The 19,994-nt window shown below is 58.3% G+C and carries 17 protein-coding genes; 10 read left to right on the forward strand and 7 right to left on the reverse strand.

Translation table 11 applies throughout. From position 1 onward, the window contains the following. Positions 1 to 66 precede the first annotated feature (66 nt). Positions 67 to 1,458 carry an MATE family efflux transporter gene (locus ACR0MV_RS09190; protein WP_480701901.1) on the reverse strand — a complete coding sequence of 464 codons (1,392 nt, stop codon included), beginning with the start codon at positions 1,456 to 1,458 and terminating at the stop codon, positions 67 to 69. Between the two features lie 222 nt (positions 1,459 to 1,680). Between ACR0MV_RS09190 and ACR0MV_RS09195 the strand changes: the two genes are divergently transcribed. From ACR0MV_RS09195 to ACR0MV_RS09220, 6 genes are all read left to right on the forward strand, one after another. Further along, positions 1,681 to 3,093, forward strand: coding sequence for a GMC oxidoreductase (locus ACR0MV_RS09195; RefSeq protein ID WP_480701902.1), 1,413 nt, complete (start codon positions 1,681 to 1,683; stop codon positions 3,091 to 3,093). Further along, positions 3,090 to 3,521 carry a hypothetical protein gene (locus ACR0MV_RS09200; protein WP_480701903.1) on the forward strand — a complete coding sequence of 144 codons (432 nt, stop codon included), beginning with the start codon at positions 3,090 to 3,092 and terminating at the stop codon, positions 3,519 to 3,521. The genes ACR0MV_RS09195 and ACR0MV_RS09200 overlap by 4 nt, the downstream gene beginning before the upstream one ends. Positions 3,522 to 3,647: 126 nt before the next feature. After that, a complete protein-coding gene (locus ACR0MV_RS09205) occupies positions 3,648 to 5,570 on the forward strand; it encodes a DUF3604 domain-containing protein (RefSeq protein WP_480701904.1) in 1,923 nt (640 codons plus the stop codon). Positions 5,571 to 5,603: 33 nt separating this feature from the next. Then, complete coding sequence (locus ACR0MV_RS09210; protein ID WP_480701905.1) at positions 5,604 to 6,434, forward strand: peptidyl-prolyl cis-trans isomerase; 831 nt, start codon at positions 5,604 to 5,606, stop codon at positions 6,432 to 6,434. Further along, positions 6,431 to 7,432 carry a HupE/UreJ family protein gene (locus ACR0MV_RS09215; RefSeq protein ID WP_480701906.1) on the forward strand — a complete coding sequence of 334 codons (1,002 nt, stop codon included), beginning with the start codon at positions 6,431 to 6,433 and terminating at the stop codon, positions 7,430 to 7,432. The genes ACR0MV_RS09210 and ACR0MV_RS09215 overlap by 4 nt, the downstream gene beginning before the upstream one ends. Positions 7,433 to 7,550: 118 nt before the next feature. Beyond that, positions 7,551 to 8,888 carry a serine hydrolase domain-containing protein gene (locus ACR0MV_RS09220; RefSeq protein ID WP_480701907.1) on the forward strand — a complete coding sequence of 446 codons (1,338 nt, stop codon included), beginning with the start codon at positions 7,551 to 7,553 and terminating at the stop codon, positions 8,886 to 8,888. A gap of 29 nt (positions 8,889 to 8,917) precedes the next feature. Here the strand turns inward: ACR0MV_RS09220 and ACR0MV_RS09225 are convergent, their stop codons facing one another. From ACR0MV_RS09225 to ACR0MV_RS09235, 3 genes are all read right to left on the reverse strand, one after another. Beyond that, the gene (locus ACR0MV_RS09225) at positions 8,918 to 9,700 is read right to left on the reverse strand and encodes a COG3904 family protein (protein WP_480701908.1); all 783 of its coding nucleotides are present in this window, start codon (positions 9,698 to 9,700) and stop codon (positions 8,918 to 8,920) included. Next, positions 9,697 to 10,977: a hypothetical protein gene (locus tag ACR0MV_RS09230; protein ID WP_480701909.1), complete on the reverse strand. Its 1,281-nt coding sequence runs from the start codon at positions 10,975 to 10,977 to the stop codon at positions 9,697 to 9,699. Before ACR0MV_RS09230 ends, ACR0MV_RS09225 begins: the two co-directional genes overlap by 4 nt. Before the next feature lie 122 nt (positions 10,978 to 11,099). Beyond that, positions 11,100 to 11,768: a TetR/AcrR family transcriptional regulator gene (locus tag ACR0MV_RS09235; protein ID WP_480701910.1), complete on the reverse strand. Its 669-nt coding sequence runs from the start codon at positions 11,766 to 11,768 to the stop codon at positions 11,100 to 11,102. A gap of 67 nt (positions 11,769 to 11,835) precedes the next feature. Between ACR0MV_RS09235 and ACR0MV_RS09240 the strand changes: the two genes are divergently transcribed. The 4 genes from ACR0MV_RS09240 to ACR0MV_RS09255 are packed head-to-tail and all read left to right on the forward strand — an operon-like array spanning position 11,836 to position 15,801. Then, entirely contained in the window at positions 11,836 to 13,191 is a 1,356-nt protein-coding gene (locus ACR0MV_RS09240) for a flavin-containing monooxygenase (RefSeq protein WP_480701911.1), read from the forward strand. Next, positions 13,188 to 14,102 (forward strand): bile acid:sodium symporter family protein, encoded by a 915-nt coding sequence (locus tag ACR0MV_RS09245; RefSeq protein WP_480701912.1) that lies wholly within the window; start codon positions 13,188 to 13,190, stop codon positions 14,100 to 14,102. Before ACR0MV_RS09240 ends, ACR0MV_RS09245 begins: the two co-directional genes overlap by 4 nt. Next, positions 14,087 to 15,025: an SDR family oxidoreductase gene (locus ACR0MV_RS09250; protein WP_480701913.1), complete on the forward strand. Its 939-nt coding sequence runs from the start codon at positions 14,087 to 14,089 to the stop codon at positions 15,023 to 15,025. The genes ACR0MV_RS09245 and ACR0MV_RS09250 overlap by 16 nt, the downstream gene beginning before the upstream one ends. Continuing rightward, entirely contained in the window at positions 15,022 to 15,801 is a 780-nt protein-coding gene (locus tag ACR0MV_RS09255; RefSeq protein WP_480701914.1) for an SDR family NAD(P)-dependent oxidoreductase, read from the forward strand. Before ACR0MV_RS09250 ends, ACR0MV_RS09255 begins: the two co-directional genes overlap by 4 nt. A 21-nt stretch (positions 15,802 to 15,822) precedes the next feature. On the opposite strand, the gene ACR0MV_RS09260 is transcribed toward ACR0MV_RS09255, so the two are convergent. Genes ACR0MV_RS09260 through ACR0MV_RS09270 form a run of 3 tightly spaced genes read right to left on the reverse strand, consistent with a single transcriptional unit; the run spans position 15,823 to position 19,929 of the window. After that, a complete protein-coding gene (locus ACR0MV_RS09260; RefSeq protein ID WP_480701915.1) occupies positions 15,823 to 18,027 on the reverse strand; it encodes a hybrid sensor histidine kinase/response regulator in 2,205 nt (734 codons plus the stop codon). Positions 18,028 to 18,030: 3 nt separating this feature from the next. Continuing rightward, the gene (locus ACR0MV_RS09265; RefSeq protein ID WP_480701916.1) at positions 18,031 to 19,200 is read right to left on the reverse strand and encodes an FIST N-terminal domain-containing protein; all 1,170 of its coding nucleotides are present in this window, start codon (positions 19,198 to 19,200) and stop codon (positions 18,031 to 18,033) included. 51 nt (positions 19,201 to 19,251) lie between these two features. Continuing rightward, positions 19,252 to 19,929 (reverse strand): response regulator, encoded by a 678-nt coding sequence (locus ACR0MV_RS09270; RefSeq protein WP_480701917.1) that lies wholly within the window; start codon positions 19,927 to 19,929, stop codon positions 19,252 to 19,254. Between the last annotated feature and the right edge of the window lie 65 nt (positions 19,930 to 19,994).

Consider the following 19,994-nt stretch of genomic DNA (forward strand, 5'->3'; position numbering starts at 1 on the left):
AAACGTGTCAAATTATTGCCCATACAGTTGGCGCGAAAGGGTGCCACCATTGCGGGCCAACCCAACTCACCAGCCTCTGCGCCCGAACAAGGACTGCAAACGGCTTTGGCCAGCAAATGGGTCGACCGCCGCGGGCGCGGTCAGACCCGAAACGACGCGACGCACCAGTCCCCAGCAGATCACAGCGAAGATGACGCCGCCCAGCGCCTGCCCCAGCAGCACCCCTGGCGCGCCGGCCAGATAAGCGCCCGCAACCGCAAAGGGCCATGTCCCAAGCGTATGGCGGCCCCAATTAACCCACGTAGAATAAATGGGATAGCCAAGGTTATTGAAGCTGGCATTTGCAACGAAGATCACTCCGTTGAAGAACGATGCCAGCGCCAATGGCCCGCAAAACAGATAGATCAGTGTCCGCGTCTCGCCTTGTGCCTGAAACAAATCCGCGATGGGTGCGCGCAAAACAAACAGAACGGCTGCCATCAAAACCACGTAGACGGCGGTGAACTTCACTCCGGCCAAAAATGCGCCCCTGACGCGATCATATTGTCCGGCCCCAAAGTTCTGGCCAACGATTGGGCCAATGGCACCGGACAGAGCAAACACAACGGAAAACGCAACGGGCATAAGCCGCCCGATCACGGCCATCCCTGCCACTGCATCGGTGCCGAATTGGGCGACCTCTCGGATAACGATGGCATTGCCGACCGGCGTAGCGACATTGGTCAATACCGCTGGGATAGCAATCGCGCGGACCGGCGCGAGATCATCTCTCAATTGCGCAAGCGAGGGTTTTGCAAATCCGCGGTGGAAACGTATGGCAGGTCGGACCGCTGCGATCAGCATACAGATCCGCGCGATCACAGACGCAATTGCCGCACCGTCCAGCCCAAGACCCACGCCAAAGATGAGGATCGGGTCCAGAATTGCATTCGCTAACCCTCCGTAAATCGTTGCCTGCATGGACCTGCGCGCATCGCCGAATGCGCGCAGAACGGCCATGCCAGTCATCGCCACAGCCATGACCCACATAGTTGGCAGAATGATGGTCACGTATCGCACCGCCAGTTCCAGAACCTCACCCTGCGCCCCCAGAAGCGACAGGCAAAACTTGAGGTTGATCATGACGAGGGCAGATATGACCAGACCGGTGAGAATGCCCAATAGGGCTACGCTGGTCCCGAATTGCCGCGCTTTTTCCGGCCGCCCTGCCCCTAACTCGCGGGCGACCAACGCCCCTGCCGCGATGGACAGGCCCACGTTGATCGAGTTGGTGAAGAACAGCAGTGTTCCAGCATAACCAACTGCCGCCGCCAACGCGTCATTGCCCAGCATCGAGATGAAGACCATGTCCACAAAGTCGACGGCAAAAATCGCCATCAGGCCGATGCTGGTGGTCAGCGACATGCGGGTCACATGCCGCATCAGGCTACCGGTCAGAAAGACGGCCTGCTGTGTCATTGGCTGGTCCTAGTGTTTTGATGGCCAATCTGCCTGCCAATGGGGTCCGACAGCAAGGACAAAGATACGTGCCCCGGCTTCTCCTTGAACCGCCGCCAAAACTCGCGTGTAGGTCATTCAGTCTCGTTGCGCGCCGTCATGATCATGCCATAGTGTCATGGCTTGTTACGGTTGCTGTTTCTCAGCCTTTTGTTTGAAGAGTAAAAAGGTCATCCTGTTGCCATGCGGCGCATATCCCTAGATCAGGCCAGCTCACGTGAATGGGACGTCATCATTGCGGGATCCAGTTTTTCCGCGATGTTCTTTGGCTATGGGCTGCCGCCCGATCTGAACGTCCTGTTCGTCGAAAAAGGTGTCGAGTACTCGCACGCAGATCAGATCGAAAATGGCTGGGCCGTGCGCGAGGCGTTCAACCAGCGCAACAGCTCTGCTCTAAAAAAGAACTGGATCGCCTTTACCTTGTTCGGCGGCAATTCGAATTATTGGTGGGGCAATGTTCCCCGTTTTCACCCGGATGATTTTGCGCTGAACAGCAAGTTTGGCGTCGGAATGGACTGGCCGATATCCTATCAAGACCTTGAGCCGTTTTGGGAAAGGGTCGAGGACATCATCGAAGTGGCCGGTGGTGAAAATGAACACATACTGCCCCGCCGCAAGCCGCTCCCCTACCCACCACATACGCCATCTCGCGCAGATGTTGCGTTGCGCGCGTCTTCGCCGCTATGGGTTCCAGTCTCAAGCGCGACATCGAACGGCGGATCGCGCCCGAACTGTTGTGTCAACGGCGTGTGCAGGATTTGCCCTATCGACGCAAAGTTTACCGTGTTGAATGGGTTCGAGAAACTCGCCCATCCAGGTGCGCACTACCTGTTCGGTGCCGAAGTTCGGACCCTGGACATCGAGGGTGGTCGCGCAACCGGGGTCCATGTCAAAACCGCGGACGGCGCCGATGCACGCCTGCGCGGTGACATCGTCGCGCTGGGAACCAACGGAATTTTCAATGCAGCCATCCTGCAACGCTCGGGCGTACGCAATGAAGCGCTGGGCAAATACCTGCACGAGCAGGCGGTCATTAACGTCTATGCCGACACCGCAAACATCAAGGGGTTCTTTGGCGGCACCTCGGAAACCGGGCATGGCTATCATTTCTATCACGATATTGACCGCAGCACGGCGGCGGCAGCACTGATCGAGACGGTGAACGCCCCGGCCTCAATCCGGCGCGAGCGGGGAAAATGGGCCAATCGTATCCACATGCGGATCGCTGTCGAGGATATGCCCCTTGCCGAAAACCGCGTATTTCTGGAAGAGGATGAGCCTGTCATCGAATGGACCGGATATTCGGATTACGCAAAGCGTGGCGTTGAACGGGTCAAGGCAGGCCTGCCTGATATCATCCCGGACACAATTGAGCATCTGGAAGTTTCGGACATTCTGCCCTCAGACGCGCATATTCAGGGTACGCACCGGATGGGTCTGTCCGCCGACGACTCGGTCGTCGATGACCGGCTGCGTCTTCACTCTGCACAAAACGTGTTTGTGCTTGGATCGGGTGCGTTTCCGACCTGCTCTCCGGCCAATCCATCGCTTACGCTTTCAGCACTGGCGTTGCGCGCATCGGAGGTCGTCGGATGAAGCTGTCACGCCGCAAAGTTATGGCCTTGGGAGTCGGTGCGGTTGGTGCCGGTCTCGCCTATCGGGGGCTGAAAGGACATGGCATCGCCGGGCACGCACTGGACGTCATCCGCGACGTCTATGGCCCGGACATTGCAGCCGATCCGGCCGCGTTGGAGTTTGCGCAGGCCTATGAGGCATTTGTCCTGGAAAAAGGCGTACAGGGCCGGATGCTGGATATGGGCTATTGGGCCGGTCTTCAGACCCTGCCTTATGTCAACGACAAACTTAGCCGGATTAATGACAGCGTGATAGATAAATTCGCGACGTCGACCAATGTGATCCTTGCCACCGAGCGAAACGTCCCGCTTGAGTTTGTGGCCCTGTTCTCCCCCTACGAAAACAGCTGTCAGAACCAATTGGGCGCGCTTGCTTATTCTGTCGCCTAGCGCAGTTGCGCGAGGCAAGGGCCGAGTCGACCAAAAATCTGTACAAAAACCCGCGCTTATACATTATAACAAATGAATATACTAAAGTTGATATATACATGCGACCGAACATCTGGGGAGGGTTCAATGCGCCGAATTTCAACCTGCTTGATTACATTAATGGTGCTGCCGACGTTGAGTTGGGCAGATGCCGTTCCCAGCCAAAAGGCGGCCGAAGGCACCTTTGCCGACCGCCCGTTTTCGCCTTATGCGAACCGATCCTTTCCTGAACGCCCGCTATGGGGTGACACTCATTTGCACACTGGCCTCTCGCTGGATGCGGGGGCCTTCGGCAACACATTGCTTCCCGATGATGCCTGGCGATTTGCCAAGGGAGAACAGGTGATCTCATCCACTGGTCAGCCCGTTCGGTTGGCACGGCCCCTGGATTGGATGGTGTTGACGGACCATACCGACCTCATGGGCTTTGCCCCCGATCTGCAGGCCGGGAAACCCGGCGTGTTGGCTGATCCCAAAGGCCTGGAATGGTACGAAGGCTACAAAGCGGGTGGTGAGAATGCAGCCAAGGCAGCGTTTGACATTATCACTAACTTCTCACAGATGACCCTGCCCGAAGTTTTGCTGGAATCCTACAGCCCCGGTGCCGATGCGTTTGCCTTTACGTGGGAGCAGATCGTTCTGGCCGCCGAGCGTCACAATGACCCCGGCAACTTTACTGCTTTCATCGGGTTCGAATGGACGTCGGTCCCCAAGGGTTTCAACCTGCACCGCAACGTGATGCTGCGCGACGGACCAATCCGTGCCTTGCAAGTCGTTCCGCCGGTGACGCAGCCGCCGTATGGCGACACCGATCCCAAGGCGCTGTACGCTTGGCTTGAAGAATACGAGAACAAGACCGGCGGGCGCGCAGTCGCCTTTGCCCATAACGGCAACCTCTCCAACGGCTGGATGTTCCCCACCGAAGACACCTATCACGGCGGTCAGGTGGACGAGGAATACGTTCAGAACCGCAACAAGTGGGAGCCGCATTACGAAGTCACCCAGATTAAGGGCGACGGCGAGGCGCACCCCTATCTCAGCCCCGATGATCCGTTCGCCGACTATGAGAACTGGGATGTCGGCAACCTTGATATCACCGAATTGAAAACCGACGACATGCTGGCCGGTGAATACGCGCGCGAGGCGCTGAAACGCGGTCTGGCGCTGGAAGAAAAGTTCGGTGTGAACCCCTATAAGTTCGGCATGGGCGGAGCGACCGACAGCCATACCTCGCTGGCCACTGCAGAGGAAGAGAACTATTTCGGCAAATCCGTTAGCGCCGAGCCGTCACCCACCCGCGTCCTGCACCCCTTTGTCGAAAGCGATCTGGGCGCATTCGAAGGGCACACACTGGTGGCTTCGGGCTATACGGCGGTTTGGGCCACCGACAACACCCGCTCGGCCATCTTCGATGCGTTTAAACGGCGCGAAACCTATGCCACCACCGGCCCGCGGATTGGGCTGCGTTTCTTTGGCGGTTGGGATTTTCAGGACGATGACCTGCTGACGCGTCTTGTTGCAGATGTGGGCTATACCAAAGGTGTGCCCATGGGCAGCGACATGCGTCCGCGCGAAGGCGACGGTGCACCGACCTTTCTGATCGGTGCCTTGCGTGACCCGATCGGTGCCAATCTGGACCGCGTTCAGGTGGTCAAAGGCTGGCTGGATGCCGATGGCGCGCTGCAGGAGAAAGTGTTCAACGTAGCATGGTCCGACGACCGTGCGCTGGACGCAGATGGCAACCTGCCCGAGGTCGGCAACACCGTCGATCTGGAAACCGCGAGCTGGAGCAACACGATTGGCGCGTCCGAGCTGTTGACCGTCTGGACCGACCCCGAGTTTGATCCCAGCCAACGGGCGTTCTACTACGTTCGGGTGCTGGAAATCCCGACGCCACGCTGGGTTCTGTACGACAAGTTGCGCTATGGACTTGAGCTGCCGCCAGAGGCGCAGTTGGTACATCAGGAGCGCGCATACTCATCGCCCATCTGGTACACTCCTGAGAATTGATCGAACGGCAAATACTGGAAGTTCGGACCACGCATGCGTTTTTTGAAAGAACCTCTGTTCCATTTCATTATGATGGGCATTGCAATCTTCTGTTGGTTTGCTTGGGTCTCGCCCGCCGAAGACGTGGCCGAAGAGCCTGATACGATCACCATCGACGACAATGACGTGGCCTTGTTGAAGACGCGCTTTGAAGCCAGCTGGAATCGCCCGCCCACGGACAGTGAACTGCAATCCCTCATCGCCGCAACGGTACGAGAGGAAGTCCTGGTGCGCGAAGCCCGCAAGCTGGGTCTGGATCAGGGGGATCAGGTCATTCGCGCAAGGCTATCGCAAAAGATGGACTTTCTGACCGAAGCAATAGCCGCATCTGTCGAACCTGTACCCGAAGTTCTGCAAGCTTTTCTGGAGGATAACCCAGACCGGTTCACCACCTCGCCGCAGATCGCGTTCGACCAGGTGTATCTGGGCGAAAGTGCCGGGCAGGACGCTGTCGAAAGCGCAATCGAGGCTGCCAACGCAACCCAGAACTGGAGCGATATCGGCTGGACAACCTTGTTGCCCAAATCCATGCCTCTGACCACGTTGCGCGTGGTCGATGCCGGGTTTGGCGTCGGTTTCGCCTCAGCCCTGAACGAGGTGGAACCGGGCAATTGGACCGGCCCTGTCCGCTCTGCTTATGGCACCCATATCGTGCGCGTGACCGATAGACGCCCGCCCGAACTTCCTGAATTGGACGACATCCGTGAAACTGTCCTGCTGGAATGGCGTCGCGCAACGTCAGATGAGTTGGCACAAGCGCAATATGAAAGTCTGGCGTCGGGCTATCGGATCGAAACACCTCAGGCCGAGGTGACGCCGGAATGAGGCTTTTTCTGTGCCTGCCCCTGGCCCTCTGGCTGCTTTTCGCGGCACAGGCAAGCCACGGCCACGCGCTTGACCCCGGCTATTTGGACCTGAGGCAACTGGCAGCCAATACGTGGCAGGTTCTTTGGCGAAAACCGGACGTAAACGGGCAACCGATGGATATCGACGCCGTCCTGCCCAGCCAGTGCACCCAGTCCCGCGGACCAGATCCGCAATCCGATGGTTCAGCGTGGATTGCGACATGGGTCACCGACTGCAGTGGCGGTATTGCTGGACAAATCATCGCCATTGAGGGGTTGGAACGGCAACGCAATGACGTGTTGCTGCGAATCCAACCGCTCTCGGCCTCTCCTGCGACCTTTAGGTTCACTCCAGACAACCCCGCTCTGACCGTTCCCGAACGGCCTACGACCTGGTCAGTTCTTGGCAGCTATTTTCAACTTGGCTTTGAACACATCCTAGAAGGCTGGGATCACCTTCTGTTCGTCTTTGCGCTTTTCATTCTGGTACGCGACCCATGGCGGCTGGTCGGCGCAGTGACAGCGTTTACCGTCGCGCATTCCATCACTCTGGCTCTGGCAACGTTAGGGGTTTTGCACGTGCCCGGCCCGCCAGTTGAAGCGGTCATTGCGCTATCAATCGTGTTTCTTGCGCTCGAAATACTCAAACACAAAGACGGCACCCTGCGCCTGTCCGAGCAATACCCGTGGATCGTCTGCTTTTGCTTCGGGCTGTTGCACGGCTTGGGATTTGCTGGCGCGCTGGCCGAGATCGGCGTGCCTTCGGATGACCTGTTTGCCGCGTTGCTGGCTTTCAATCTGGGCGTGGAAGCCGGGCAGCTGTTGTTCATCGGCGCATTATCGGCCGTGATCCTGACCTGGCGCTTTGTCCTGCCCACCGTCTCAAAGGCAATCACTCCGATTGTGATTCCCGTGACCGGATACGCCATCGGCTGCGTGTCGATGTACTGGCTGGTGGAACGGGTCAGCGGTTTCTAAACGACCCAAGATCGGATCTGTACGCAACGGAACGGTGGTAACCCGCAACCGAACTCTTTTTACTCAACCCCAAGTGAAACCTGAGGAGGAGACCGGTCTGGCCGGTTCGGGTAACTGAGTGATCGTCAAAGCATTAAAGATCGTCGCAGGCACATTGATTGTGGGTGTCGTTGCAATCGTGGGGTATCTGCTTGTCGCGCCACCCGACCTGCTGAAGGTTGGAACGAACTATTCGGCCAAGATGGTCTGTTCCAACGTCTTTATCGCGGGCCGTGACCCGGACGAGGTTTTGAAGGTCGACGTGCAGGCACCGGGTCACCCCCTGCTCCGCCAGATTTCCATCGACGTGGACCGGGATCAGCAGGTGGTAACGGCGCGCATCTTCCGGTTCTTTGCGCCGGCCACCTCGCAATTCCGCGAAGGCTTGGGCTGTGCCAATGTCCATGACGCGACGCTTAGCGATGCATCCCTTGCGGCGTTGCCGCCATTGTCCGACGCGCTCTGGCCCGCTGGAAACAACGTCGCTGTTCCCCAGAACCCAGAGGTCGCCCGAATTCTGTCGGACCAGACGCTTCTTGGCGAAGGATACCGCGCCGTTGTCGTCGTGAAGGACGGGCGCATCATTGGCGAAACATATGCCGAAGGGTTCGATGAAAACACCCCGCTGCTGGGGTGGTCGATGACCAAAACCGTGACTGCCGGTCTGATTGGCACGTTGATCAAATCCGGCCAAATGTCGCTGGAGGATTCGCTGACGGCCAGTTACCCCAATTGGGCAGAAGACCAGCGCGCGGACATCACGATTGCAGACATGCTGGCCATGGCCAGTGGCCTGCAGTGGAACGAAGGCTATGGCGACGTTTCGGACGTGACCAGAATGCTGTTTCTCACCGACGACATGGCAACGTTCGCCGCCGACCAACCGGCAGCCAGCGAGATTGGAACGGATTTCAACTATTCATCCGGAACGACGACCGCTCTGTCGCGAGCCTGGCAGGACAAGCTGGGCGATGGCAGTCTGGCCTATCCGCAACAAGCTCTGTTCGCGCCGCTGGGCATGACATCGGTCGTGCTTGAAACCGACGCGAAGGACAGCTTTGTCGGGTCCAGCTATATGTACGCCACCGCACGGGACTGGGCGCGTTTTGGGCAAATGCTGCTGCAGCAAGGCGAATGGAACGGACAGCAAATCCTGCCCGAAGGCTTTACGGATTGGATGTTTGAACCTGTCGCCGTGTCGGATGGAGCGTATGCCCAAGGGCACCTGTGGCTGGAATCTCCGGGTGACTTGCCGCCCTACGAGGATGCCGTCTGGTTGCAGGGCCATGACGGGCAGTTTATCGGCGTCTTCCCCTCGGAAAACATGGTCGTGGTCCGACTGGGTCTGACCCCGTCCCGGCAGGGGTATTCCTCTCTGCCGCTGGCTGAGGAATTGATTGCGGCATTCCGGAACTGATGTGAAAGGCCCACCTTCAGGGCCTTTATTCACTCCAGAATTTGCGTTGCGATACGAGTCTCTGTCAGTTCTTCTTCGACCAGAGCATAGATTTGATCCGGCGGTGTATTCAGCGAATAGAGCATCAACGCCGGATCAACGCCCATGTCGATCAGATGTTCCATCGTTTCGCCCTGCCCTTTCTGAATGCCCTCAACAGCAAAGACGACCGGGATCAGGCGCGGCTGGTCATAGTAGTGCTGATGTAGCCCCACAATGCCCTGTAGCGATACCAGACGCTCGACTCCGCCTGCTAGAATGTACGGGCAAGCAGACATGCAAACCGCACCCTCCAGCACCGCCGAGGACAGGTCGGCCTCACGGATATGACCGCCAATCAACAGCGCCTCGGACACCTTGCCACCGGGGCTGTGCAGCGCCACCAGATCGGGTTGGTCCTGCATGCCGGACAAGTATGACCTGAACCGCTCGGCGTCCCCGGATTCGATTTGACCACTCACAAGCAAGACACGCCCCAGATCGTCGACCGTCTGTTCCTTGAACTCCAGTCGCGTTGGAAAATTCTGAGGCACCGGCACGTCTAGCGGGCGGTCCTGCGGGAATAGCGTCGGATCCGTGCGGTCAGTGCGGTACTCGCGGCGTTGGTCCCCCGGTGAGATCGGCCCCGTCGGCAGTTCAACTCCGGGCCTGAATGGGTTTTGCACGACATCAACTACGTCCGACAGGATCAGGACACCCGCTATACCCAACTGAAGCACCAGCACGTATCGCAACCCCGTGCGCAGATCAACTTTGGACAGCAACCCCATCATGTTTCGTCTTTTTTCGGCGCTGCGCGATCAAGGATTGCCGCGTCGGCGACGCCCATCGTCGCCTCAACATCCTTCATCGCGTTCATTGCGGCACGCAGGTCGGAAAGGGTCAGAGTGTCCTCGATACTCATACCATCCTTTCCGCTGCGAATAGCGGCCTGCGTGATCGCCAGAACGAACACCAGCACGGCGGGCAGCAGATCAATCGCGATGGCCCCAGCCCAGGACGGCACAAAGTTGTGGGCGTATTTGATCACAGCGTCGGCACTGGAGATTGGATTGTACGCCGTCTCAATCGGAGGCTCGATTTCCAGCGCCTCTTCCGCAGCGTTCTGCAGGGTTTTGCCCCGCTGATCCAACGCATTCAGGACTGAGTTGATGGTCGAGGACTGCGCGTCTCGGACCTCGGAGCTACGCCCGTCAAGCTCGGGCAAAACGACCGACGAGGGCAAATCCTGCGCTGCCCGCGCCACAAGCGGCGCGACATTGTACTGGTTCAGGCGGGAAATCACCCCGGCCAGTTTGACGCTTTCTTCGGAAAACTGAACCGAGCGGCGGTCGACCGGCCCCGGTGCCACGGTCAGTTCGCGCATTGTGGCGAGGATCGCATTGCCTTGCTGGAACGCGTCTTCGATCAATGGTTGCTGATTGGCGATCTGCTCTTCCAGATTGCGCAGCTCTTCGGCCTTTTGGGTCAGAACCCGAAACACCGCGCCCCTTCCGGCCGTGCCCGACAAATCCCCGGACTGCTCAAGCTCGGCCAGTTCTTCAAAGCTCTGGCGCGCGCGTTCGACCTCACGCCCCAAGGCCTGACCACTGAGCGCGATGTCATGGGCCTGCTCAAGCGCGGCCTGATAATCGCGCACGGTATTTTCGAGGTGCTGCTCAACTGCAGCCGCCCCGGCCAGTGCAGCGGCGTTCAGCCAACTGGACATCGCAATGATCGCGACCGAGCCCACAATCGTGGAGATCGTCAAGCCAATGAACCCGCTGGCCGTCCGCATCGACGGCAACAAGCGCAGCATGTAGCTCCAGAACACAAAGATACCGACGGAAACCGCGATGGAGTACGCGACGGCGGCGAAAAAGGTCACCGCGCCATTGTCCTCCAACAGGGACGAAACTCCGAGATAGGTGTAGATCCCCGATGCAATTGCCAGAACGCCCAAGGCTGCGGGCGTGAACGTGTCCAACCAGGCCAGATGGGCTTCAAGCTCTTTGGCCGTGCGCAGGCCCCTCGCCTCCTCCGCGGTCAGGCGGTCCTTTTTGTCTGTCATGTCACCCCACGCTCCAAATCGTTAATAACAAGATAATAACGCGCAGGTGTAATTGATACGGTTGGGCCCATAACTTCAAGTTGAGGAGGCAGATTGGCAGCCAGGTAGCCAGCCCAAGGCTCTCACTTGGCAGGCTCAAGAACACTGGCAAGCCCGGCCTGACAGAATTGCAGCAGGTTCTGGATTGCGTCCTCGGGGTCCGGTTGACCATCAGGTCCGGACAGCGCGGTGATCCGCCACTCAGACGTACACAACGCCAGCATCGACGACACCGAAAAAACCAAGGCTCCTGCAGCCCGCGCCGGGTCAGCTTGAGGGTAGCGCGCGCACAACTTCTGAACGACCAGCGACGCGACTGGATCGAAATGGGTTTTCGCAAGCGCATGCCAGCGCGCATCCGCGGATACGATCGCCACGATACGTGCATAGGCCAGCCATTGGCGATCCTTGCCAAACGCGCGGGTCAGAAGCGGTCGCATGAAGGCCGAGATGAGGTCCGCCGCATCCCATTCGCCCTGTGCGTCCAATTGCGCTATGGCCTGACGCCGTTCCTGAGACAATTCGCTGGCGCGACGCGCGACGATGCGCTCGAACATTTCATCCTTGGGGCCACCGTGAAAGTTCACATTGGCCTTCTGAACCTGCGCCCGTTCGGCAATGTCGCGAATCGATGCACCTTCGAATCCCCGCTCGGCAAAGACGAGTTCCGCAGCGTCAAGAATACGCTCTCGCGCCGCGATGGATCGCTGCGAAGGTGCCCTTTTTCTTTCTTTTACAGCGTGTTGTGCCATTTCAAAAACCAGTTTGCCTTATTTCGAACGATCGTTCAAGATAAAAGCATTGCGGGAGGAGAGACGCATGGAACAGGTGCAAGTAGGAGCGGGCCAGCCGGTCACGGTGAAGGCTCGCCCGGAGGAGTGTTATGCTCTGATCGGAGCCGGACCGATGGGTCTGGCGATGGCAAAGACGCTTGTCGAGCAGGGAGTGCCATTTCAGGGATTTGAACTGGCAGATGATGTGGGTGGTCTGTGGAACATCGATGCACCACGGTCCACGATGTACGAGACCGCCCACCTCATTTCCTCGAAGAAGATGACTGAATTCACCGACTTCCCCATGTTGGAAGAAACGGCGGAGTACCCGTCGCATCGCGAATTGAAGACCTATTTCCGCGACTTCGCAAAGGCGTTTGACCTGTATGAGCACTTTCACTTCGGTGCCGAGGTTCTGAGCACCACGCCGCTGGACGCGGGCGGCTGGGACGTGAAATGGCGCGACAAGGATGGCACCGAGCATAGCCAAACCTTTGCCGGCGTTCTGATCGCCAATGGCACCCTGTCCGAACCGAACATGCCACAGTTCGAAGGTGAATTCACAGGCGAGATCATTCACGCGTCGGACTACCGCTACCCAACGCAGTTCACAGGCAAGCGTGTGTTAGTCATCGGGGCCGGAAACTCGGGCTGTGATATCGCCGTGGACGCCATTCACCACGGGCAGTCCTGCGATATCTCGATGCGCCGCGGGTATTACTTTGTACCCAAATACGTTTTCGGCGTTCCTGCCGACACGATGGGCGGGAAAATCAAGCTGCCCATGTGGCTCAAGCGCAAGGTCGACGGAGCAATCCTGAAATGGTTCGTTGGTGACCCGCAGAAATATGGCTTCCCCAAACCCGACTACGCCCTTTACGAATCCCATCCCGTGGTGAACTCGCTGATCCTGTTCCACGCCGGGCATGGCGATCTGAAGGTCCGCGCAGATGTGGAACGGTTCGAAGGCAAGACCGTGCATTTCCGCGATGGCAGCAGCGCAGACTATGACATGGTTCTGGCAGCAACCGGCTATAAGCTGCATTATCCGTTCATCGACAAGGCCCATTTGAACTGGCAAGGAGACGCCCCGCATCTGTATCTGAACTGCATGCACCCAAATCGCGACGACCTGTTCGTGCTGGGCATGATCGAGGCCTCGGGCCTCGGCTGGCAGGGTCGCCATGAACAGGCCGAGATGGTCGCGCGCTATATCGCGGGACTCAAATCCGGCAACACGGCGGCAAAGGCTATCCAAGCTACCAAATCCGAAGGGTTTGAACGCGCGACTGGCGGCATGAACTACATCGACCTGCCCCGCATGGCCTATTACGTCGACAAGGCGACCTATCGAGGGGAAGTCACCGGCCAGATCGCCGCCCTGAAAGCGGCCCAGTCATGAGCGGGATCGACGACGTCGCGCTGAACTTCGATGCTGGCAACCTGAAGCTTCTGAACGCAATCCTGGCGATCGTCATGTTCTCGATCGCACTGGATCTTCGGATGGATGACTTCCGGCGTATCGTACGTGGACCCATACCGCTGCTGGTCGGGCTGGCCTCACAGTTTTTGGTTCTGCCTGCGATTACATTCCTGATGCTTCTGGTGGTTAATCCGATGCCCTCGGTTGCGATGGGGTTGATCCTTGTTGCGGCCTGCCCCGGCGGGAACATCTCGAACTTTATGACGCACCGCGCGGGTGGGAATGTAGCGCTTTCCGTATCCATGACCGCCTTTGCCACCGTGGGCGCGATCCTGATCACGCCCGCCAATATTGCGCTGTGGGGCAACCTCTATGGACCGACACGCGAAATCTTACAACGGACCGAGATCGACCCAGTTGCAGTGGCCATTACGGTCGGCTTCATGCTGATCTTGCCGTTGATCCTGGGGATGTTGGTCAATGCACGCTTTACCGTTTTTGCCGATAAAATTCGCCGTCCGATGCAATGGCTGTCCATGGCGATTTTCATAGCCTTTATTGTCGTCGCTCTGGGGGCAAATTGGGAGAACTTCCAACGGTTTGCTACCGGGATCATCGGGATCGTAATCCTGCATAACGCGCTGGCCTTTCTGGGGGGATACCTGACCGCTACTGCCGCAAACCTGTCCGAACGCGACCGCCGCTCGGTCACCATTGAAACCGGGATACAGAATTCGGGCCTTGGCCTGATCCTGATCTTTGCCTTTTTCGGCGGACTCGGCGGCATGGCCGTTGCGGCAGCATTGTGGGGCATCTGGCACGCAATCTCGGGGCTGGCGCTGGCCGCCTTTTTCTCACGACGAGAGGTTCCCGAATGCGCCACATCCTGATCACCGGAGCAGCGGGTGCGGTGGGGTCCGCCCTGCTGCGTCGCCTGGGTGAACGTACCGACATCACCATTACCGCCACTGACATTCGCGAACCGGCAAACCTGCCCGAGAACGCCCGTTTCATAATGATGGACGTCACGGGCAACGCACCTTTGAATGTCATTCTTGACCGAACGCCAGATACCATCGTGCATCTTGCATCGATCGTGACACCAGGGCCGAACTCGACCAGAGAGCTGGAGTATCAGGTCGATGTCGAAGGCACACGAAACGTTCTGAACGCCGCGATCGCAGCAGGGGTGCGCCGCCTGGTGGTAACCTCGTCCGGGGCAGCATACGGATACCATGCCGATAACCCTGTCCCGCTGCGAGAAACGGACGCGATACGCGGCAATCAGGAGTTCGCCTATTCCTGGCACAAACGCCTGGTAGAAGAATTGTTGGCAGATGCCAGAGGAACCGCACCCGATCTGGAACAGGTCGTATTGCGCGTGGGTACGGTATTGGGCCGGAAGGTCGAAAACCAGATAACCGCCCTTTTCAAAAAGCCGCGTCTTTTGGGGTTGAAAGGATCAGACAGTCCTTTCGTATTCATCTGGGACGAAGATCTGGCAGATATTCTCGTGCGTGCTGCGACGGACGGCCCAGCCGGTGTTTTCAATGTTGCAGGCGACGGCGCGCTGAGCGTGTCGCAGATCGCCTCAGAGATGGGCAAAACGGTTCGCTGGCTGTCGCCCGGTTTGGTCAAGGCGGCATTGGCCATCGCCCGCCCTTTGCGTCTGTCACGCTATGGGCCGGAACAGGTGCGGTTTCTTTTGTACCGCCCCGTTTTGAACAACGCCGCTCTCAAAAGCGATTTCGGATATCGCCCCAGATTCACAAGCGCTGAGGCGTTCAAACACTGGTGGGAGGCTGCTCAATGAAACCAACCGCGGTGATTACCGGAGGCGCAGGCGGATTGGGTCGCGCGCTTTCGACCGCTTTGCGGGAAACCGGCTGGCACACGGTCCTGATCGACCTGCCCGGCCCTGAACTGGACGCGCTTGCCGGTCGGGAGGATGTCAGTACCTACGCCTGTGACCTAACGGATCCTGACCAATGCGCAGACACGTGTGACCGGATTCTGCACGACTCGGACTCGATTGATCTGATCATCTACAACGCGGGCGTCTCGCAGATCTCAGCCTTTTCCGAAAGTGAGATGCGCGCGCACCGGAATCTGTTCGAAATCAACTACTTTTCCGCCGTGACCTGCGCGCAGCACTTCTTGAAAGCCGTTAGAGCAGCCAAGGGTACGCATCTGGCGATCTCATCCGTCGCGGGTTTTGCGCCGCTTATTCACCGCACTGCCTATGCTGCCAGCAAACATGCGATGGAAGGCTTTTTTAAGTCCCTTCGTGCCGAGGAGGCTGCGCACGGAGTGCGGGTCTCGATCGCGGCACCGTCTTTCGTGGCGACCAATATCGGGCGACCCGAGGCGGCAGGCGACGGTTTTGTCCGGCCCGGCTCGGCCACGGACGGGATCGATTACATGGAACCAGAGGCGGCGGCGCAGGTGATCTTGCACGGCTATCAGCAGCGCAAGGAGTACATTCCGGTTGGACGCGTGGCTCGGATTGCCAATCTTCTGAACCGCGTCGCACCACGGTTTTATGTCCGGCAGATGATGCGAACAGTTGGCAAGCAGCGCCCATCCTGAGCAACGCTCAGGCGCTAAGCGTCAATGAACCAAGGCCTCAAGTACAGATTTAAGCCGCTGCACATCAAGTGGCTTGTGCAGCAAGGGAAAGCCCGCATCCTTGCAAAACTGCTCTAACGCGGTCGAGCGGTCGGCTGAGATTATGCAACCCGGCAAGCGCCCGAACTCTTGGGCCAGTTGGGCAATGGCCTGTGTCCCCGTCTGGCCCTCGGCCAACTGGTCATCAGCAACGATGACATCGGGCAAGATACCTATCTCTTTCAGCAGACTTGAGGCCTCTTCCCTGCTGGCCGTTTCAAGAACTTGAACGCCCCATGTCTCCATCGTCATGCAAAGCGCACTGCGCAGACTGTCATCGCTTTCGATCAAAAGCGCGACCGTTCTTTGCAGCACATCGGGACACGAAAGTGCTGCCACCGCCCCCTCAGTCGGCGCAGTCAACTTCGGGCGCACCGTGGGAACCTCGACCGAGAAACCGGTCCCTCGCCCCGGTTCCGAGTGCAAATGGATCGGATGGTTCAGCAAACCACAGGCGCGTTCCACGATTGCAAGGCCCAGCCCCATCCCCTCGGCCGCGCTGGCGTCAGAGTTCAGCCGTTTAAACTCCTGAAAAACAACATCTCTCTGCTCTGGAGCAATACCGACGCCAGTGTCCCAAACCTGAATCGAAAGGTTCTGCCCCTTGCGCCGGACACCGACCAGAACCTTGCCGTGATCTGTGTAGCGGATCGCATTCGACAACAGGTTTTGCAGGATGCGCCGCAGATAGCTGGCGTCACTTTTGACCACCGCGCTGCTGCTTACGAACTGCAAACCAAGTCCCTTGGCCTGAGCCACCGGCCCAAAGGCATCCTCCATCTGGGAAAACAACTCTGCGACCGGGATTGCGGACAGGTGCACCGACGCACGACCCGAGTCCAGTTTCGAGATATCCAGAAGCGCTTCAAGAATATGCTCAACGCTATTGAGCGCGCTTTCTGCCTTGGCCGCAACCGCTTGTGCCTCGGCTGCGTCCAACCCGCTGCCCAAGGTCGAAACATAGAGTTTCGCCGCAGACAGCGGTTGTAGCAAATCGTGGCTGGCGGCCGCGACGAACCTTGATTTTGATGCATTGGCACGCTCAGCGTCGCTCAGCGCGTCAGCCAGTTCCATGGTGCGGGACGCGACGCGTTGTTCTAGCAGTTCCTTAGCCTCGACCAAAGCTTGCGCGGCCTTTCTTTCGTCTGTGACATCCGTAAAGGAAATTACGAAACCACGATCGGGCATCTCCTGCGCAAAGACCGACAGGATCTTGGCCCCTCCGCTGTGCATCTGGAACTGCAGCGGCGGACGTTCTGTCGAGCGGTTGACCCAGGCCAGCAAGTCCGCGTCGCTGACGCCGCCTTCGAAACGGATCGTGGCGCTCAGCCGATTGAACACCGTCTGAAACCGGGCGCCCATCTGAAATTGTGCGTTGGGAATGGCCAGCAAAGCGCTAGCGCGGTTGTTCCAGCCCACAAGGCGCAGAGCGCTGTCGAAAATACAGACGCCCTGATCGATATGTTCCAACGTTGCCCGGATTAACCGGGCCTTGTCGTCAAGGATACGATCCCTCTCTCGCCGCTCGAAACGCATGATGTCAGACACGTCTGTCTGCAGGATTACGGTGCCGCCATCCGGGGTGCGATGCTCGGACACCTGCATCCAGCGATTGCCGCTGAGACGGACGTTAAAGACAACGTGATCGTCCGCATGACGGGCTAGGCGACGTTCAACCCAATCCTCGGGTGCGATCGCTTTGGGCAGAGACAGAAACTTCGACCGGCTCACCAGTTCTGCATAGTGCGAGAACCGCAATCCGGGAACCAATCGGATCTTGATGTCAGGCATATGCAGACCAAACCGGCTGTTGCACAACACCAGTTCATCATCCCGGTTGAACAGCGCAAAACCTTCCTGCACGGCCTCAATCGCGTTTGCCAGATCTGCTCGTGCGGCCTCGGTTTCCTGATTTGCAAGCGCCAGACGTGCATTGGAGTCGTTCAGCAGTTCAAGGGCGCGCTCAAGCTCATCAGTCCGCGCACGGACCTCCTGTTCCAACATGGCGGCCCGTTGAAACTGAGCATAAGCTGCGCCCGAGGCATCGGTAGATTCCTCAACCCGCCGCATCAGGGCCGCGACGATCTTCAGCAGCTTCTCGTTTTGCCGGTCCAGCGGGTCATTGGGGTCGGTGAGGGATTCAATCATCGTCTACCCACCTTCCGGAGGATAGATCGCCACGCCTGTCAGCGTCTGGTTCACATGGATCGAATTGTATTGCTCGCCATATGTCGAAAACCCGACCACGTGGTTCTCGGACAGCAGGCGGGACAGCTCACCCGTCTTTTGCTTCTCCTGTGCTTCAAGGCGGCGGAGGATGCAATCGCACCCCAAGATCGTGTCCGGACGTGCATCCTGCGTCAGCGCGGCTATTTCCTCCTGCAAATGCGAGACCATATCCCGAGGTTCCGCCAGCGTCAGAACCAACCCTTCGTCAATTGCCGAGAAGAACACCAGATCTCCATTACCCGCGACTTGCTGAATGGCCCGCACGTGATGTTGACCACCGATTTGAACGACCAGCGGATGGGCGGCAAACGTAAAGGTCGTGAGTTGTTCCGGGTCTTTTCCTAGCAGACGTGCATATTCGCGCGCTGCGGGTTCGGCATTGATCTCTTGCACCACACGGTTTGCGGGGTCGGCTTTGGTCACAACCATACGCCGCCCGGTCGGCATCAGGTGATCCGTCTTGAACACTTTGATCGGGCACCGTGTTCGGACCTGAGTCAAAATGGCGGCGTTCTGCAAAGCCTGCCCGTCGGTCAGAACATAGGTATTGCCAAAACGCGTTCCGTCCCCTGCCGACCCGCCAAACAATGGCACCGGTCCTAACCCAACGGCCAATTCCGAGGTCAGCAAATCCTCTTTCGTGGAAAGACCGTCGATCATCAGAAAAGAAAACTCATGCCGCCAATCCGGCGCCGAGGTGGCCATGTCGTTGCGGTTGCGGATCATCTGGTCGATGATCTCTTGCGCCGAAAACGCGTCAAGGTCGGGCACCAGAAGCGTCCGTGCCTCGAAATGCGACGAAGGCAAGCCGATGGCAACGATCTGATCTTCGCTATAGCCGCAATCCGCAAGCTCTCCGGCCGTGGTGCATCCGATCACTGGGGTTGGATCAAAGGCGTCGGCAGCATCGGCAATAACCTCGGCAGCATCTGCGCCGGGGCTGACGAACAGGATGACCAATGCCAAGGCATCATCACCAAGCGACCCGGCAAGCTTTGCAATTGCCTGATCCGTATCTCGATGAACAAAACCTGTTTTGACGATACCTGGCGCACGGGCTGCGGCTGTCGCCCACCCGACTGCTTGGTTCATCGTGCCCTCCTCCCTAAAGCGCGACGTTCCCTTAAGATATGGCGCTTACGCTCAGTCTTGCAAGACACTGTTCAGCGAGGCTTTGTTCGCCAGAAGCACCGCTTGCGTACGGCTTTGTACGCCGAGTTTGCGCATGATTGCGGTGACGTGCGCCTTGACCGTGGTTTCTGCGATCGAAAGGTCATAGGCGATCTGCTTGTTCAACTTGCCCTCGCAGATAAGCTGCAGGATGCGCGACTGCTGGGTTGTCAGGGTCGCCAAACGGTTCACGGCATCGCTTTGTTCTGTGTCTGCATCACCTTCGGTCAGCACATAGCCCTCAGGTACAAAGACAGTTCCCGCATGGACGGCCTCGAAGGCTGTACGGAACACGTCGCGTTGGCTGTGTTTGGGCACATAGCCGGAGGCTCCGGCCTGAATGACCTGGCTGATGACGCGATTGTCCGAGATTGACGACACCACAATAACCGGCGCGTCTGTTGCAGCCTTTACGCGTGCCAACCCCTCAAGCCCGTCAACATCGGGAAGGTTTAGGTCCAGCATGACAGCGTCTGGTTGCAACCCGTCGACCATCAGATCGATTGCCCGGCCCAACCTGTCGGCTGTGTGGATTTCGCCAATTTGCGCAACGCTTTGCAGCGTCATCGACAGGGCGTCGCAGAACAATGGGTGGTCATCAACGATCAGGACCTTGTCGAAATCGATCTCTCCGCCGGTATTTGCTCGCATGAATTCTGGCCTTCGCAATCACGTGTCCCGACCCTATCAACCGAATGGCGCTGCGCCTACTGGCG

It is taken from the genome of Ruegeria sp. BC3 (assembly GCF_056539265.1).